This window comes from Ruegeria sp. AP11 (assembly GCF_056535865.1).
On sequence record NZ_JBQFJB010000001.1, the window covers coordinates 2,634,433 to 2,651,522 of the forward strand.

Genomic DNA, 17,090 nt, shown 5'->3' on the forward strand with positions numbered 1-17,090 from the left:
CTAAGGGTCAGCGACCACCTCAACGAGGGCCAATGACCCAGTCCACCCGCACCGTGCTGCGCAATCAGCTCAATCAGGCCCTCTCGGCACTTCGGGACGCCTGGCGGGTGATGCTTCATCGTGGCCCCAGCCAGATCCAGTTCTGGTTCATCGCCCTGATCATCGGTATCGCAGCGGGCTTCATGGCGCTGGGGTTCCGCATGGCTATCGCGGCCTTGCAGGCCTATCTCTACAGCACCGATGACATCCTCTATCTTCACAGCCACGCCGAGAAACTGCACTGGCTGTGGATTTTCCTGACGCCCGTGTTTGGCGGGCTGGTCGTCGGGGTTATCCTGACCAGATTCACCGATGATGGCCGCGTGCGCTCGGTCGCGGATGTGATCGAAGGCTCTGCCCTCACCGATGGCCGGGTCGAGAAAAAGGCCGGGGTCGCCTCGTTCCTGGCCTCGCTCATCACGCTCAGTTCCGGCGGCTCGACAGGGCGCGAGGGGCCGGTCGTGCATATGGCCGGGGTCATCGCGACATGGGTCAGCGACCGTATCCATGCCGACGGCATCACCGGGCGCGATCTGCTGGGCTGCGCCGTGGCCGCTGCCGTTTCAGCCAGCTTCAACGCCCCCATCGCCGGGGCCCTGTTCGCGCTCGAGGTGGTGCTGCGCCACTTCGCGGTACACGCCTTTGCGCCCATCGTCATCGCCTCGGTCGCGGGGACCGTGATCAACCGGCTGGCCTATGGCGACGTGACCGAGTTCACGCTGGACACCCCCGGCTCGCTGCAATTCTACGTGGAACTGCCCGCCTTCCTGATCCTCGGTCTGGTCTGCGGGCTGGTGTCGCTGCTGCTGATGCGCTCGATCTTCTTTGCCGAGGATATCGGCACCCATATCCAGAACCGCCTGTCGCTGCCGGGCTGGCTGCGTCCCGGCGTATCCGGCGCCATGCTCGGCCTGCTCGCAGTCTGGTTCCCGCATATCATCGGCGTCGGGTATGAGACCACGATCCGCGCCCTGACCGGAGACCTCGTGCTGACGACAGCGATCCTGTTTGCGGTGATGAAAACCGTCGCGCTGGCGATCACCATGGGCGGGCGCATGGGCGGCGGTGTGTTCTCGCCCTCGCTGATGATCGGGGCGCTGACCGGGCTGGCCTTTGGCCTCATTGCCACCGGGTTGCTGCCGGATGTGTCGGGCACCCATACGCTCTATGCCTTTGCCGGAATGGGCGCGGTGGCGGCGGCGGTGCTGGGCGCGCCGATCTCGACCACGCTGATCGTGTTCGAACTGACCGGAGACTGGCAGATCGGCCTCGCCGTGATGGTCTCGGTCTCGATGTCCACCGCGCTGGCCTCGCGCCTTGTGGACCGGTCCTTTTTCCTGACCCAACTGGAACGCCGCAACGTGCATCTGGCCGCCGGGCCACAGGCCTACCTGCTGGCGATGCTGCGCGCCGGGACGGTGATGCGCCCGTTGGGCGACGCGCGTTCGATCACCAAGGACGAGGCGCAGGCGCTGATCGAACAGGGTCTCTGCGTCAAGGCCAGCGCCACGCTTGAGGCCGCGATGCCCTATTTCGACCGCGACGACATCCCCTGTATTCCGGTGGTGATCATCGACAAGGATGGCTGCGAAAATCCGGTCGGCGCGCTCTATCACATCGACGCGCTGAAAGCGTACAACCGCGCGCTGGCCGCCACAGCGGCCGAGGAACATTCCTGATCAGCGCCCATAAACGCTGGCCGCGTCGCCCAGATAATTGTCCCAGGCAAACCAGTACGAGATATGTCCGGCCACCCGTGGCAATTCTGCGCCATCCGGGGCAATCAGCGCCTCTTCGGTGACGCGCCATGTATTGCCTGCCTCATCCAGCAATCCGCCATCGGTGGTCGCGCGGAACTGGTGCGATCCGCGCTCATAGGCGCGCACGCTGCGCTTGTCCGGGTCGCCCATCAGCATCAGCGCCCGCCCGCCAATGGCATCGTTGATCACCGGCTTGCCCTTGAATGCCTCCAGCGGCCACGCCCGCGCCGCCCCGAACTGGCGCACGGCGAACACGTAATCCTTCTGCCGGTGTTGCCTCTGATCCACCAGCGCCGGGAACATCAGATCGGGTGAGGCGAAATATTCGCGATACACAACGCCCGAGCCATAATTCCGCCGATGCCCGGTGCTGAGCGACAGCACCTGCGTATCCGGATGTGACGCCTTCCAACTGTCCCAACGGGTGATCACCACCGGACGCTGCTTCAACTCGATCCCGCTGTCCACCAACGGTCCGACTACCGGCTTGCCGGTATATTGGTTCCACAGCGAATGCGTCTCACGGTCGAACATCAGTTTGTTCGACCGATACAAGAACCCGGATGACCCAAAGACAAATGGCTTCCGCCGCCCTTCGACCTGTGTTTCGAACAAAATCCCCGACCCGCACAGCGTGCAATAGGCCAAAGCAACCGGAACCCCTCCGATCACCTCGTTGAACATCTCGTGCCAGCCCATGATCCGCAACGGATAGGCGCGCACATCGCCTTTGATCGAGACGCCAAAGACCAGATCATCGTCTTTCAGGTAATCCGCTCGCGCTGCCGGGATCAGCTTGGGATTGTCCAGCGACGGGATGCCATCCTTGAACACACCGCCCCAGGTGATTTCCTCCAACCGGATCTTCATCCTGTCGCGCCGCAGATATTCCGGTCGCAGGAACAGGTCGAAATTCGGATCGATCCCCAGCAGCACCTCACGCTTGAACGGCGCAAGCGAGGGGTGCGGCACGATCTGAGCGTTCTTTTCCTGCCACAACATCCACCCGAACCAATCGGTGCCCAGCGTCTCGCCGGTCAACGCCTCCATCACCTCGGCGATGTCAGGCTCGCGCCGCTGCCCATAGCGCATCGCGGTCAGCAGGGCAGGCACCACATCCGGGTTGCCGCGCTGTTTCAGAAACGCCATTCCGGCCTCGAACTCGGTCCGCCCACCATAGAGCGTGGATCGAAGCGCCTCATACACCGGGTCTTCCTGCGCCCAAAGTACACCGGGCGCGGCAACTCCGGCCCCCAGCAATGCGGTGAAACTGCGGCGCGTGATCGACATGGCAACCTCCGGGTTGGGTCCATCCCCAATCTGCCCGAAATCGCGCTCACACACACGAAACACCCGCGTGAACGGGGTGAAACATCAAATTGGGGGGATTGCCCGGCGTCAGGCCTTGTCTTTGACCTCATCCGAAGCAGGTTCGGCCTCTTCCGCCTCTTTCAGCGTCAATGGCGGGTCCTGTGGCGCTTCCGAGATCGGGGCAGGGGCGGCAGGCGGGGTGGTCAGCACCTCATCGGGGCCGGGCACCGGGCGCGGCGTGGCGGTGCCGTCCTCTTCCGCCACCTCCGGCGCTTCATCTGCAGCAATCGCCCTGCGAAACACCAGCACATTGCGCCAGTTGGTGGTCGATCCGGTCAGCCCCGAACGCTCTTCGCTGGGCAGCAGTTCGGCACGCTGGTATTCCCAGCCATCCTGTCCCATCTGGTTCAGCAATTGCTCAATCGACGTGGCAAACCGGCCCTCGGGCGTCTTCACGCCCTTCGCCTTGGTGCCTTTTTGCGGAGCGGGGACAACTTTGTATTCGTAGCGCTGCATCAATTGGTCCTGTTTGCCTGACTTGGGCAAATTAACATTTTGACCGGCGGGCGAAAGCCAAGATCACACCCGGTTGAAATTTATGGGCGAATTTCGGCTCGCACCGTGGTTTTAACCCCGCACCGCCTTGCCGACCAGTGACAGGCACAGCTCGGTCGCCACGGCCATGTCCTGCACCGAGATCCACTCCAGCGGGCCATGAATGCACTGCATGCCGGTAAAAATGTTCGGAGTGGGCGTGCCAAATTCGGTCAGGCGCGAGCCATCGGTGCCGCCCCGGATCGGCACCGAGACCGGCTCGATCCCCTGTTCGCGGCAGGCTTCGCGCGCCAGATCGACCGGGGTCATGTCCTTTTCCAGCCAATAGCGCATGTTGCGGTACTGGTGGCTGATATCGCAGGTGATGGTCGCACGCGGTTCGGTCGCCTGCACGGCGGCACAGACCTGCCGCACAATCTCGCGCTGCGCCTCCAGCGCGTCCATCTCGAAATCACGCAGGATCAGCTTGATCTCCATCTCGGACGAGCCGCCATTCATATCGGTGACATGGATGAACCCCTGACGCCCGTCCGTCACCTCGGGTGTCATCGTCGCCTGCGGCAGGGTCTGCACGATCTTCGCCGCCAGATGCGCGGCATTCACCATCTTGTCCTTCGCCAGACCGGGATGGATCGAAACGCCGGTAATTTTGATCACCGCGCGATCAGCCGAGAAACTCTCGTATTCGATCTCCCCCACTTCCTGCCCGTCCAGCGTATAGGCAAAATCCACGTCCATGTCCTTGGGCAGCTGCTCGGTAACGCCGCGCCCGATCTCTTCATCCGGGGTAAAGGCGATGCGAATCGGGCCGTGCGGGACGTCCTTGTTCTCCAGCAGATGCCTCGCCAGCGTCATCAGGATCGAGACACCCGCCTTGTCATCCGCCCCCAGAAGGGTGGTGCCCGACGCGGTGATCAGATCATGCCCGATCTTTTCGGCCAGATAGGGGTGTTCTTCGGGCGACAACACCAGATCAGGATCATCGGGAAAGGTAATCTCGCCGCCATTATACCCTTTGATCACCCGCGGCTTGACCCCGGTCGCGTTGAACTGAGGCGCCGTGTCCACATGTGCCAGAAACCCGATGGTCGGCCCCTCGGCGGTGCCGGGGATCGTCGCCATCACCACACTGTCGCCGGTCATCTTCACATCCTGCGCGCCGATCTCGGTCAGCTCCTGCTGCAGCAGGTTCAGCATGTCGAACTGAATGTCGGTGCTGGGGGTCGAGGGCGAGGTCTCATCGCTCTGACTGTCGATGGCGGCATAGCGAACCAGCCGGGTTTCCAGTTCCTGATCAAACCGATTTTTCATCACTGCTCACCTCTCTGACTTGGCGAGATGAGAATGCGCAATCGGACAGGGAGTCAAGCCGATGGTCAGCCCCTTTTCAGGGGCCTGAAATTAACTTTTCGTTATGTACAAGTCGAACAAACCCCTGTCAGGGGTCTGTACAACTCGGAAGATTTACGAACCCAGCTTTTTGCTGACCAATTCGTTAACGGCCTTCGGATTGGCCTTGCCGCCGGTCGCCTTCATCACCTGACCGACGAACCATCCGGCCAGTTTCGGGTTCACCTTGGCCTTTTCAACCTGTGCCGGATTGGCGGCGATGATCTCGTCCAAAGCGGCTTCGATGGCGCCGGTGTCGGTCACCTGTTTCATGCCGCGATCTTCGACGATCTGCGCCGGATCACCGCCTTCGGTATAGACGATTTCGAACAAGTCCTTGGCGATCTTGCCCGAGATCGCATCCGACGAAATCAGGTCGATGATGCCACCCAGTTGCGCCGGAGAAACCGGAGACTCGGTGATGTCGTGATCTTCCTTTTTCAGGCGGCCGAACAGCTCGTTGATCACCCAGTTCGCGGCCAGCTTGCCGCTGCGGCCTTTGGCGACCTCTTCGAAGTAGGCCGCCGATTCCACTTCGGCGGTCAATACGGAAGCGTCATAGTCGGTCAGGCCGAACTCACTGATAAAACGTGCCTTTTTGCCATCCGGAAGTTCCGGCAGCTTGGCGGCGATGTCATCCACCCATGCCTGCTCGATCTCCAGCGGCAGCAGATCGGGGTCGGGGAAATAGCGATAGTCATGCGCTTCTTCCTTGGACCGCATCGAACGTGTCTCGCCCTTGTCCGGGTCATACAGGCGCGTTTCCTGCTCGACCTCGCCGCCACCTTCGACGATGGCGATCTGGCGGCGGGCCTCGACCTCAATCGCCTGCTGGATGAACCGCATCGAGTTCATGTTCTTGATCTCGCAGCGCGTGCCCAGATGCGAAAAGTCCTGTGTTTCCTGATACTTCTCATACGCACCCGGCAAACAGATCGAAACGTTCACGTCTGCCCGCAGATTGCCGTTCTGCATGTTGCCGTCACAGGTGCCCAGATAACGCATGATCTGACGCAGCTTGGCGATATAGGCCGCGGCCTCTTCCGGCCCGCGAATATCGGGGCGGCTAACGATCTCCATCAGGCAGACGCCGGTCCGGTTCAGATCGACAAATGACATATGCGGGTCCATGTCATGGATCGATTTGCCCGCATCCTGCTCCATGTGGATGCGCTCGATCCGAACCATGCGCGCGGTGCCGTCGCCCATCTCGACCAGCACTTCCCCTTCGCCCACAATGGGCTGATAAAGCTGGGAAATCTGGTAGCCTTGCGGCAGGTCAGGGTAGAAATAATTCTTGCGGTCAAAGGCCGATTTCAGGTTGATATCCGCCTTCAGACCCAGCCCGGTGCGCACCGCCTGCTCGACGCAATACTCGTTGATCACCGGCAGCATCCCCGGCATTGCCGCATCCACGAAGGCCACATTCGCGTTCGGCTCGGCCCCGAATTGGGTCGACGCGCCCGAGAACAGCTTCGCATTGGACGAGACCTGAGCGTGCACCTCCATCCCGATCACCAGTTCCCAATCGTGCTTGGCCCCGGCAATGGTTTTGGGTTTGGGCATTTCGTATGTCAGGTCGAGCATGGCGCGCCTCATATCCGCAGAAGTCTAAGCCTGCGTATTAGGCCCGGCGCGCCAAAGGAGCAAGGGGTTAGTTCCCCGAGACTTGCAGCCCAGATGGGGTGAACGTCACACGCTGGCCGCTGCGCAACTCGTCCCGCAGCAGATTGGCGATGGCCTTCAGCGCATCGCGGCGGCCACGGGCGGCAAACCGCTCGGCCGAGTTGATGCGCAGGCTGTTGTTGAACCCGTTCGCCGCGTGCGCCCAGATCAGCGGGTGCAGCTCGGTCAGATGATCGCGGATCAGCCAATTCGCAGCGGCACAAATCTGTTTGCGCGCAACATCCGCGCGTGGGTTCTGGCCCATTCGGTTCTGCAGCGTGACCGAGCAATATGCCGCCAGCAGGTTGATCGTCTGTTGATCCGGGCGGCGCGCAACGATATCACGCAGGCCTTCCAAAAAATACTCGACATCCACCCGCGCGCACGCTTCGTCATCCAATGCAATGGCGTCGAACTGCACCCAGGTATAGCCCCCTGCTCCCCAGATGCTTTGCGTGCGCGCGGCGTTGCGCAGTGCCTGAACTTCAAGCTGCTGATAGCTGCCGAACCAACGCGGCAGCAGGTGACTGCCCATGGCGCGCATATGGCGATGGTTCTGCGGGTCCAGCGTGATGAGCGCCTCGTATTTGTCCGTCACACGGGTGCGCGGATCGATATGACCCGCCAGCAAGGCGCAATCCGCAGCCGCAATGGCCGGGCTGTCCGGCAGCGCGGTGCGGCATCCCGGCAGCAGAGCAGCGGCGCGGTCGAAATGCGCGGCGCAGCGAGACTGATGCAGTTGCGGCAAGGCCTCGGGATGTGCGTTGCCGCGCCAGGCCCAGGCCAGATCTATATGAGCAAGTGCCACGATCAGCGCGATCATCGGATCGTCAGGGTGGTTCTGAATTTCGCCTTCCAGCTCGGATACCCCACCCAGCAGATCATAGTCCGACAGTGCCTTGCCGTCCGACAGTGCATGTTCCGCCGCCAACACGACGTCCGAACGGGCACCAAAGGCCAACAGTTCGGTGATTGGCTGTCCGCAGGGCGTAGTTTTGCGCGCGGCATCCGCAGCGCACATTTCCTGCGACAGCTCAGCCCACATATCCTGCCGCGCAAGATATCGGCCGCGCTCGATCACCTGATGTTCAAGCGCGTCGTTTGCATCCGGTTCCGCGATGGGAATGTTCAACTGCCCAGACGCGACAAGCCATGCGGTGGCATCGGCGACCGACGCAGGCAGAGGCGTAGGAGTGGGATTGGAAGAACCAAAAATACGGGCGGAAACTGCCCTTGCAAACCAAAACATGGCGAAACTCGAACTTGAACAAAAGTTTAACTTCCTCAGTTTTGCGAATAATTAAGTGCAAATCAAGGAAACATAACCTTGGGATAGGAATTCAGGGATCAATGTGGCCCAGAACCCCCGGATCGTTTCAAAATACTCTAAAATGATGTCGTTCGACGATATATCCTGCCTGTTGCAGGACCTCTTCGAGCTCTTTGTGCGGGGGCAGTGATTCATCCGGCAGTCGCAGGCGTTTGTCGGATTTCAGCACCGCCGATACGCGCACCGAGAAATCCCAGCGGGTGTCAAAGCGGAATCGGGTGACCTCGGCCAGCTTCAGTTCGCCTTTTCGCTGGCCGGTGTACCAGCGCAGTGTGTCGTCGCTCAGCTCCATGCCAGCGCTGGTGTCTTTGACGACATCCCACAGCGCGGGCAGGGTGGTCAGGGCCAGAAGGGCCATCAGCCACCAGACCGCGTCAAACAGGATCATCAGGGCGATCAGCACCGCGTAGATGCCGATCAGGATCAGCACCGTGCGCGGGTTGCGGTTTTGCCGGGTGAACGTGAACGCGGTCATGCGCCGAGGATACGTGAGACCATTTCGGTCGTGTCCCGCGACAGGTCCGGCGACTCGGCAATGCGGCTCAGCTGTGTGCGCATCAGGGCCTGACGCTCGGAGTCATAACGCTTCCATGTCTGGAAGGCACTGCACATCCGGGCGGTGGTTTGGGGGTTCACCGGGTCAAGCCGGATCAGCCAGTCGGCCAGCAGCGCATAGCCCGCGCCGTCCGCCTGATGGAAACCCGCATGATTGCCCGCAAAAGACCCCATCAGCGCGCGGAAACGGTTAGGGTTTTTCCAATTGAAATCAGCGTGCTCGGTCAGTCGACGCGCGGTCTCCACTGTCTTTTCGGGACCAGTCATCGAGACCTGCAGCGCGAACCATTTATCCATCACCAACCGGTCATGCTGCCACTGATCATAGAAACCCGCCAACTCCGCTTCGCCCTTGCCCGCGCGCAGCAGGCAGGACAGGGCGGTCAGTTGCAAGGTCATGTTGTCAGCACGCGCATAGTCTTCGGCGGCCTTGACGCCCCCATCCAGACGCGAGGTCAGGGCCAGCGCCGCACCACCCAGAGCCCGTTTGCCGGATTGCTCGGCGTCCGGTTGGTAGGGCGCATCGACCAGCGTTTCACTGTGCAGGCGGGGCAAGAGGTCCTGAACATGCTGCGCCGTGGCTTGACGCAGGGTTTCAACCGCCCTCCAGATCGCCATCGGGTCGGGGGTGATGCCCTTGTCATGCAGCGCGGCGGCCAGTTCCGATTGCGTCGGCAGGCCCAGCATCAGCGCCCGATAGGCCGGGTCCAGCGCCTGATCCCGCAGCACCGCCAGCAAACCGTCAAGGTAATCGGCATCCGGCGTCGCTTCATCGGTAATCATGCGCAGCAGGGTGTCCTCGGCCAGCGACCGCCCGGCCTGCCAACGGTTGAACGGGTCGCTGTCATGAGCCAGCAGGAAGGCCCGTTCGGTATTGCTGATCTCATGTTCAAGGATCACCGGGGCCGAGAAATCCCGCAGGATCGAGGGCACGGGCTTGGCGGCGAGACCGGTAAAGGCAAAGCTCTGCTCGGCTTCGGTCAACTCCAGCACTTCGATCGCGCGCACTTCATCGCCGTTCGGACCAAGCAGACCGACAGCGACGGGAATGACCTGAGGCAGCTTGTCATCCTGTCCCGGCGTTGGCTCGGTGCGCTGACTGAGTGTCAGGGTGTAGGTGCCATCAGCCCAGTCCTCAGCGACCGAGACACGCGGGGTGCCCGACTGACTGTACCAGCGTTTGAACTGGCTCAGATCGCGGCCCGTGGTGTCTTCGAACACTTTCAGCCAGTCTTCAATGGTGCAGGCCTGCCCGTCATGGCGTTCGAAATAGAGGTCTAGCGCTTTGCTGTAAGCCTCCTCCCCGACCAGCCGTTTCAGCATGCCGATCACCTCGGCCCCTTTTTCGTATACGGTCGAAGTGTAGAAGTTGTTGATTTCCTGAAAGCTTTCCGGTCGAACCGGGTGCGACAAGGGCCCGTTATCCTCGGGGAATTGCCGCGCGCGCAGGTCGATGGCGTCGTGGATGCGTTTGACCGGGGCCGAGCGCATGTCGGATGTGAACTGCGCATCGCGGAACACGGTCAGACCCTCTTTCAGGCACAGCTGGAACCAGTCGCGGCAGGTGATGCGGTTTCCGGTCCAGTTGTGGAAATACTCATGCGCGATGATCGCCTCGATCCGTTCGAAATTCATATCGGTCGAGGTTTCGGGGCTGGCCAGAACAGCAGAGGAGTTGAAGATGTTCAGCCCCTTGTTCTCCATCGCGCCCATGTTGAAGTCATCGACGGCGACGATGTTGAACACGTCCAGATCATATTCACGGCCATAGACGTCCTCGTCCCATTTCATCGACTTCTTCAGGGCTTCCATGCCAAAGGCGCATTTGCCTTCGTCGCCGGGGCGAACCCAGAGGTTCAGTTCGACGTCACGGCCCGACTTGGTGGTGAATTGACCGGGATGCGCGATCAGATCGCCAGCGACCAGCGCGAATAGATAGGCGGGTTTGGGCCAGGGATCGACCCATTCGGCCCAACCGTCGCCCTTGCCAGACGGATTTCCGTTGGACAGCAGCACCGGAAGGTCGCCGTTGATGCGCACGGTGAAGGTGGACATCACATCGGGGCGGTCAGGGTAGTAGGTGATTTTGCGAAAACCCTCGGCCTCGCACTGGGTGCAGTACATGCCGTTCGACATATAAAGCCCCTCAAGCGCGGTGTTGTTGCCGGGATCGATCTCGACCTCAGCCTCCCATATGAACGGCGCGTCGGGGACTGATGCGGTGAGGCCTTCGGGGGTCACATCGGGTGTGATCTCGGCACCGTCAATCGCGGCGCGGATCAGCTTAAGCTCTTCCCCATGCAAGAAGAACGTGCGGTCTGTGGCCTCAGGGTTGGGGCGGAACGCGATGCGAGAGGTGGCGCGTGTCGTATGCGGGGCCAGATCGAAAGTCAGATGCACACTGTCCACCAGATAGCCGAACGGGGTGTAGTCCTTCAGGTAGATCGTGGTGGGGGCGGCATCGCGCATCTTGGGCCTCATCGACTGGGATTGTGGCGCGACGTTAGGGTCTTCATCGCCCGGCTGCAACCGGCTGGCAATCTTCTTCCATGCTTTGGAATCGCAGCGCCAGCACCCGATTACCTTCAAGGTCGAAGCTAGAAGTTGCCTATCGGAAACGAACACCCTAATTGGGGAGTGCATACAACGGCACACATTGGCAGGGGATTCGGAAAATGAGCAGCAGAGAGACCCGCAGCGGACTGCAGATCGACCCGATATTGGTGGGCTTCGTCGAACAGAAGGCACTGCCGGGCACGCAGGTGTCGGCGGATCGGTTCTGGTCGGGTCTGGAGCGTCTGGTGAGCGAGTTGGGGCCGAAGAACCGCGCGCTGCTGGAAAAACGTGCCGATCTTCAGGGGCGGATCGACGGCTGGCACGCGGCGCGGCGGGGTTTGCCCATCGATTCAGGCGAGTATCAGTCCTTCCTGCGTGAGATCGGGTATCTGGTCGAAGAGGGCGATGATTTCGAAGTCGAGACCGCCAATGTCGACCCCGAAATCGCGCTGACCCCCGGCCCGCAATTGGTTGTGCCGATCACCAATGCACGCTTTGCGCTGAACGCGGCGAATGCGCGTTGGGGCAGCTTGTATGATGCGCTTTATGGCACCGATGCGATGGGCGATCTGCCTGATGCCGGTGGCTATGACGCGGCGCGCGGTGCGCGGGTCATTGCTTGGGCCAAAGCGTTTCTGGATGATGCTGCCCCGCTGGCGAATGGCTCCTGGGCGGATGTGTCCGAGCTGCGTGTCGAGGGCGGTGCGCTGGTACCTGCCTTGGCCGATGCGGGGCAGTTCGCGGGTTTCAGCGGCACGCCCGAGCGCCCCGATTTCGTGCTGTTGAAGAACAATGGTCTGCATATCCAGATCATGATCGACCCCGCCAGCACCATCGGCGCAACTGACCCGGTGGGCATCGCCGATGTCCGTCTGGAATCGGCGCTGTCCACGATCATGGATTGTGAGGATTCGGTTGCCTGTGTGGATGCCGCCGACAAGGTCGGTGCCTACAGCAACTGGCTGGGTCTGATGCAGGGCAACCTGACAGAAGAGGTCACCAAGGGCGGCAAAACCTTCACCCGCAAGCTCGCGGGGGATATCGAATATACGTCTGCCGAGGGCGATTCCGCCACGCTGAAGGGCCGTTCGCTGATGCTGATCCGCAATGTGGGTCACCTGATGACCAACCCCGCCGTGCTGGATGCCGAAGGGCGTGAGATCGGCGAGGGGCTGATGGATGCGCTCTTCACCACTCTGATCGCCATGCATGATCTGCAGCGCGGGGGCGGCAACTCGGTCGAAGGGTCGGTCTATGTGGTCAAGCCCAAGATGCACGGGCCGGAAGAGGTCGCCTTTGCTGTCGAGATTTTTGATATGGTCGAAGATATCCTCGGCTTGCCGCGCAACACCGTGAAACTGGGCATCATGGATGAAGAGCGCCGCACTTCGGCCAACCTGCGCGAATGTATCCGCGCCGCGAAATCGCGTGTGGCCTTCATCAACACCGGGTTTCTGGATCGCACAGGGGATGAAATCCATACCTCGATGGAGGCCGGTCCGATGCTGCCGAAAGGCGACATCAAGGATACTTCGTGGATCGCATCCTACGAGGATCGCAACGTCGATATCGGTCTGGCCTGCGGGCTGAAGGGCAAGGCGCAGATCGGCAAGGGGATGTGGGCGATGCCCGACCGCATGGGCGACATGCTGGCCGCGAAAATCGGCCACCCTCAGTCTGGCGCGACCTGCGCCTGGGTCCCGTCGCCCACCGCAGCCACTCTGCACGCGACGCATTATCACAAGGTCGATGTGCTGGCGCGTCAGGACGAGCTGGCCGCTGGTGGTGCGCGCGGCACGCTGGACGATCTGCTGACCGTACCGCTGCTGGGAGGCCGCAATCTCAGCGCCGAGGAAATCACCCGCGAGATCGAAAACAACGCGCAGGGCATTCTGGGTTATGTGGTGCGCTGGATCGATCAGGGCGTGGGCTGTTCAAAAGTGCCGGATATCAACGATATCGGCCTGATGGAGGATCGCGCGACCTGCCGGATCTCGTCTCAGGCGCTGGCCAACTGGCTGCATCATGATCTGATCAGTCAGCAACAGGTGATGGCGGCACTGCAAAAGATGGCTGCTGTTGTGGATCGTCAGAACGACGGTGATCCTGCCTATAAGCCGATGGCACCGGGCTTTGACGGGGTTGCGTTTCAGGCTGCCTGCGATCTGGTGTTCCGCGGACGGGTGCAGCCCTCGGGCTATACCGAACCGGTCCTGCATGCGCGGCGGCTGGAACTGAAAGCCAGTCAGAGTTAGGCGTTGGCAGAGGGAGCGAGGGGGCTGTCTGCCCCCTCGCGCTCCCCCGAGGATATTTGTGGCCAGATGAAAGGGATCTGAGATGGTTATTACCTTGCGCAAGGCGCGCACCATTATTCGGAAAGCTCTGGAAAAAGGGCGCGCGATGGAGCTGAAACCCCTTTCGGTCGTGGTTTTGGATGCGGGTGGCCACGTCATCGCATTCGAGCGTGAGGATAGCGCAGCACCCGGACGTTTCGCTATCGCCCATGGCAAGGCCTATGGCGCGGTGATGCTGGGTATGGCGGGCACCGCGCAGATGGCGCGGGCCGAGGGTCAGGCCTATTTCATGGCGGCTGTGAACGGGGTTTATGGCGGGCAGGTGATCCCGGTGCCCGGCGGGGTATTGCTGCGCGGCCGCAAAGGCGAGGTGATTGGCGCTGTGGGCGTGACGGGCGACACCTCGGACAATGATGCGAAGGCGGCGCTGGCCGGTATCGAAGCGGCGGGATTGACCGGCGAGATTTGACCGGTTGCCGTTTTGTGCATGGTTGAACACGCGCTTGCGCTGACATGCAGGCCCTGTGCGGTTGCGCGGGGCCGAACCTGCCGATAGGTTTTCCCGAAGACCACTGAAAAAAAGGAAAACTCATGGCGCGTCCGGTCGTCGGTATTATCGGCAATTCCTATCTGATGAATGATCAGTATCCGACCCATGCGGGTGGGACGATGAATTCGGATGCCGTGTCCAACGTGTCAGATTGCCTTCCGCTGCTGATCCCCGCCGATCCGCGCTATGTCAGGGTCGAGGAGCTGCTTGAAGTCTGCGACGGGTTCCTGCTGACCGGGGGCCGCCCCAACGTCCACCCAGAGGAATATGGCGAGCCCGCGACCGATGCGCATGGCGAATTCGACCGCGCGCGCGATGCGATCACGCTGCCTCTGGTCCGGGCCTGTGCCGAACGCGGCCAGCCGTTCTTTGGGATTTGCAGGGGGTTTCAAGAGGTCAACGTGGCCATGGGAGGCACGCTGTATCCCGAAATCCGCGACCTGCCGGGGCGTCTGAACCACCGGATGCCGCCCGACGGCACACTTGAGGAAAAGTTCGCCCTGCGCCATGTGGTGACGCTGACTGAAGGCGGTGTGTTCCATCGGCTGCTGGGGGCGGCTGAGGTGATGACCAACACGTTGCACGGGCAGGGGATCAAGACGCTGGGCGAGAATGTGGTGATCGACGGCCACGCCCCCGATGGCACACCCGAGGCGATCTATGTAAAGGATGCGCCCGGATTTACCTTGTCGGTGCAATGGCACCCGGAATGGGATGCGGCCAACGATCCGGTATCGCGGCCCCTGTTCGAAGAGTTCGGTCGCGCCGTTCACGGCTGGGCCGCAGGCAAAGACGCTGCGCGGTTGCAGCGCACTGCCTGACAGACCCGATCTGATGAGGGCTTAGACCAGCAGATCGAACTGCTTGTTCAACGGCAGGCTGCGCGCCCGTTCCCCCGTCAGATCAAACAATGCGTTGCCCAAGGCGGGCATGGAGGGCGGCGTTCCGGGTTCGCCCACCCCGCCCAGATGCTTGTTGGTTTCCAGCACGCGGACCTCGGTCACCGGGGTCGTGTGCATTCGCAGCGCGTCATAGTCGGGGAAATTGTATTGCTCGACCTCGCCGTCCGAGAAAGTGATCTCGCCATGGGCTGCGGCCGAAAGGCCATAGATCATGCCTCCGATCATCTGTGCCTCGACTGTGGCCGGGTCCAGCGCCAGACCGACATCGCAGGCGATCCAGGCCTTGCTGATACGGATGGTGCCGTCTTCGTCGACCACCTCGATCACCTGCGCGACCGGGGTGCCGAAGCTGTAGGTCAGCGCCACGCCACGCCCAACGCCGTCGGGGGTCTTGCCGGTCCAGCCGGACATCGCTTTGACGGCTTCCAGACACCCGGCAGAGGGTGCGTGTTCTGATTGGGCCAGTTCCAGCCGGAACGCCAGCGGGTCGCGGCCAGCAGCATGGGCCATCTCATCCATGAAGGTTTCATGGAAGAAGCCGTTATGGCTGTTGCCGACTGAACGCCAAAAGCCCACCGGGACAGACAGATCGGCGATGTGTCCGCTCATGCGATAGTTCGGCACGGCATAGGGTTGGTTGAAGAAACCTTCGACCAGCACCTTGTCGGGTCCACCGCCGGGAAAGCCGGTGTAGCGTTCGACCGCCTGCTGCGTCGGCGATTGCGAGGCGACCTTGCCGTCGATCAGAACGGCCCTGCCGTCCTTCACCGCGCCGCGCATCCGGGCCATCGCGCCGGGGCGATAATAATCGTGGCGCATGTCCTCTTCGCGGCTCCATGTGGTCTGGATCGGCGTGCCGGGCATGGCCATGGCCACCTTCGTTGCGATCTCACCGAAATCCAGCTCACCCCTGCGACCAAAGCCGCCACCAAGATAGGTCGTGTGAATCTCCACCGCTTCGGTCTCCAGACCTGCGGTATTGGCCGCGCGCATCTGGATCAGGGTCGGGGCCTGATTGCCGCACCACAGGTCCAGCTTACTGCCGGTGTAAAGCGCGGTGGCGTTCATCGGCTCCATGGTGGCATGGGCCAGATAGGGCACGGCGTAGTCAGCCGTGATCTCGGTTGCACCATCGGGCAGGGTATCGACATCGCCGTCATCGCGCATGGTCGAGTTCGGTGCTTCATCGAATGCCTTGGCGATCTGGTCGAACAAGGCGTCGGTCTCGGGCGGGTATGGGGCCTCGCCCCAGTCCACATCGATGGCTTCGACCGCTTGCATGGCGAGCCAAGTGTTGTTGGCGATCACCGCGACGCCGGTGCCCAGATCGACGATCCTTTCGACGCCGGGCATGGTTTCAGCCGCGCTGGCGTCAAATCCGTTCATCGCGCCGCCCAGCTTGGGGTTCATGCGAATCGAGGCGAATTTCAGGCCCTCGGGACGCACATCGATGCCGAAGGTTGCCGTGCCGGTGGACTTGCCCGGAACATCGACGCGGGGCATGGACTTGCCGATCAAACGCCACTCGGACGGGTCGCGCAGGGCGACCTCAGGCGGCTCGATCTGACCTGCGGCCTCGGCCAGTTCGGTATAGGGCAGGCGGGTTCCATCGGGGGCAATCACTGCGCCCTTCTCGGTCTTGAGCTGGTCGCGATCTACGCCCAGCTGATCCGCTGCCGCCTGTTTCAACGTCTCGCGCGCGGTGGCGCCGGCCATCCGCATCCGCTCGAACCCGTCTTTCATCGAGGTCGAGCCGCCGGTGACCTGCAGGCTGAGCGTTCGGCCCAGAACGCCCAGAGCCTCACCCAGATTGTGCTGGAAGTCCGAGACGTCATAGCCTTTGTTCGGCAGACCCTCACCCACCAGCGCATGGTTGTAATAGGCCGCCGCAGCCGGTCCGTGCAGAACGCGGATATCGTCCAGTTCGACATCCAGTTCCTCGGCGATCAACGCGGCCCATGTGGTCATTACGCCCTGACCCATCTCGGCGCGGGGGGCGAACAGGGTGACGCCCTGCTGGTCGATCAGAACAAAGGGGCTGAGCGCCGTTTCACCGTCTCGCGGTTTCAGCGGGTTGGCGGCAGGGCGGGTGACGTAATAGGCACCAAAGGCCACACCGCCCACAATGGCGGCCGAGCCGATCAGGAAGGTGCGGCGCAGGATTTTTCCGATGCTGGCCATGGA

General features: G+C 61.8%; 12 protein-coding genes. 4 read left to right on the plus strand and 8 right to left on the minus strand.

Features of this window, described 5'->3' with window-relative positions; translation table 11 throughout:
* Window positions 1–32: 32 nt before the first annotated feature.
* Window positions 33–1,718 carry a chloride channel protein gene (locus ACR3E4_RS13225; protein WP_480529990.1) on the plus strand — a complete coding sequence of 562 codons (1,686 nt, stop codon included), beginning with the start codon at window positions 33–35 and terminating at the stop codon, window positions 1,716–1,718.
* Here the strand turns inward: ACR3E4_RS13225 and ACR3E4_RS13230 are convergent, their stop codons facing one another.
* The 7 genes from ACR3E4_RS13230 to pepN all read right to left on the minus strand — a co-directional run bounded on the left by ACR3E4_RS13230 (window position 1,719) and on the right by pepN (window position 11,073).
* The gene (locus ACR3E4_RS13230) at window positions 1,719–3,089 is read right to left on the minus strand and encodes a DUF3179 domain-containing protein (protein ID WP_480529988.1); all 1,371 of its coding nucleotides are present in this window, start codon (window positions 3,087–3,089) and stop codon (window positions 1,719–1,721) included.
* A 108-nt stretch (window positions 3,090–3,197) separates the two neighbouring features.
* Window positions 3,198–3,626: a DUF4177 domain-containing protein gene (locus ACR3E4_RS13235; protein ID WP_480529986.1), complete on the minus strand. Its 429-nt coding sequence runs from the start codon at window positions 3,624–3,626 to the stop codon at window positions 3,198–3,200.
* 111 nt (window positions 3,627–3,737) lie between these two features.
* Window positions 3,738–4,976 (minus strand): peptidase T, encoded by a 1,239-nt coding sequence (pepT, locus tag ACR3E4_RS13240; protein WP_480529984.1) that lies wholly within the window; start codon window positions 4,974–4,976, stop codon window positions 3,738–3,740.
* Between the two features lie 153 nt (window positions 4,977–5,129).
* Window positions 5,130–6,641, minus strand: a complete 1,512-nt coding sequence (gene gatB / locus ACR3E4_RS13245; protein WP_480529982.1) for an Asp-tRNA(Asn)/Glu-tRNA(Gln) amidotransferase subunit GatB — start codon at window positions 6,639–6,641, stop codon at window positions 5,130–5,132.
* Window positions 6,642–6,708: 67 nt separating this feature from the next.
* Window positions 6,709–7,968, minus strand: coding sequence for a hypothetical protein (locus ACR3E4_RS13250; RefSeq protein WP_480529980.1), 1,260 nt, complete (start codon window positions 7,966–7,968; stop codon window positions 6,709–6,711).
* 127 nt (window positions 7,969–8,095) lie between these two features.
* The gene (locus ACR3E4_RS13255; RefSeq protein WP_480529978.1) at window positions 8,096–8,524 is read right to left on the minus strand and encodes a hypothetical protein; all 429 of its coding nucleotides are present in this window, start codon (window positions 8,522–8,524) and stop codon (window positions 8,096–8,098) included.
* A complete protein-coding gene (gene pepN / locus ACR3E4_RS13260) occupies window positions 8,521–11,073 on the minus strand; it encodes an aminopeptidase N (protein ID WP_480529976.1) in 2,553 nt (850 codons plus the stop codon). Before pepN ends, ACR3E4_RS13255 begins: the two co-directional genes overlap by 4 nt.
* A gap of 206 nt (window positions 11,074–11,279) precedes the next feature.
* On the opposite strand from pepN, the gene ACR3E4_RS13265 reads away from it, so the two are divergent.
* From ACR3E4_RS13265 to ACR3E4_RS13275, 3 genes are all read left to right on the plus strand, one after another.
* Complete coding sequence (locus tag ACR3E4_RS13265) at window positions 11,280–13,415, plus strand: malate synthase G (protein WP_480529974.1); 2,136 nt, start codon at window positions 11,280–11,282, stop codon at window positions 13,413–13,415.
* Between the two features lie 82 nt (window positions 13,416–13,497).
* Window positions 13,498–13,923, plus strand: coding sequence for a GlcG/HbpS family heme-binding protein (locus ACR3E4_RS13270; protein ID WP_480529972.1), 426 nt, complete (start codon window positions 13,498–13,500; stop codon window positions 13,921–13,923).
* A 122-nt stretch (window positions 13,924–14,045) separates the two neighbouring features.
* Window positions 14,046–14,825: a gamma-glutamyl-gamma-aminobutyrate hydrolase family protein gene (locus tag ACR3E4_RS13275; protein ID WP_480529970.1), complete on the plus strand. Its 780-nt coding sequence runs from the start codon at window positions 14,046–14,048 to the stop codon at window positions 14,823–14,825.
* A gap of 21 nt (window positions 14,826–14,846) precedes the next feature.
* Here the strand turns inward: ACR3E4_RS13275 and ACR3E4_RS13280 are convergent, their stop codons facing one another.
* Window positions 14,847–17,087 (minus strand): xanthine dehydrogenase family protein molybdopterin-binding subunit, encoded by a 2,241-nt coding sequence (locus tag ACR3E4_RS13280; RefSeq protein ID WP_480529968.1) that lies wholly within the window; start codon window positions 17,085–17,087, stop codon window positions 14,847–14,849.
* Window positions 17,088–17,090 lie beyond the last annotated feature (3 nt).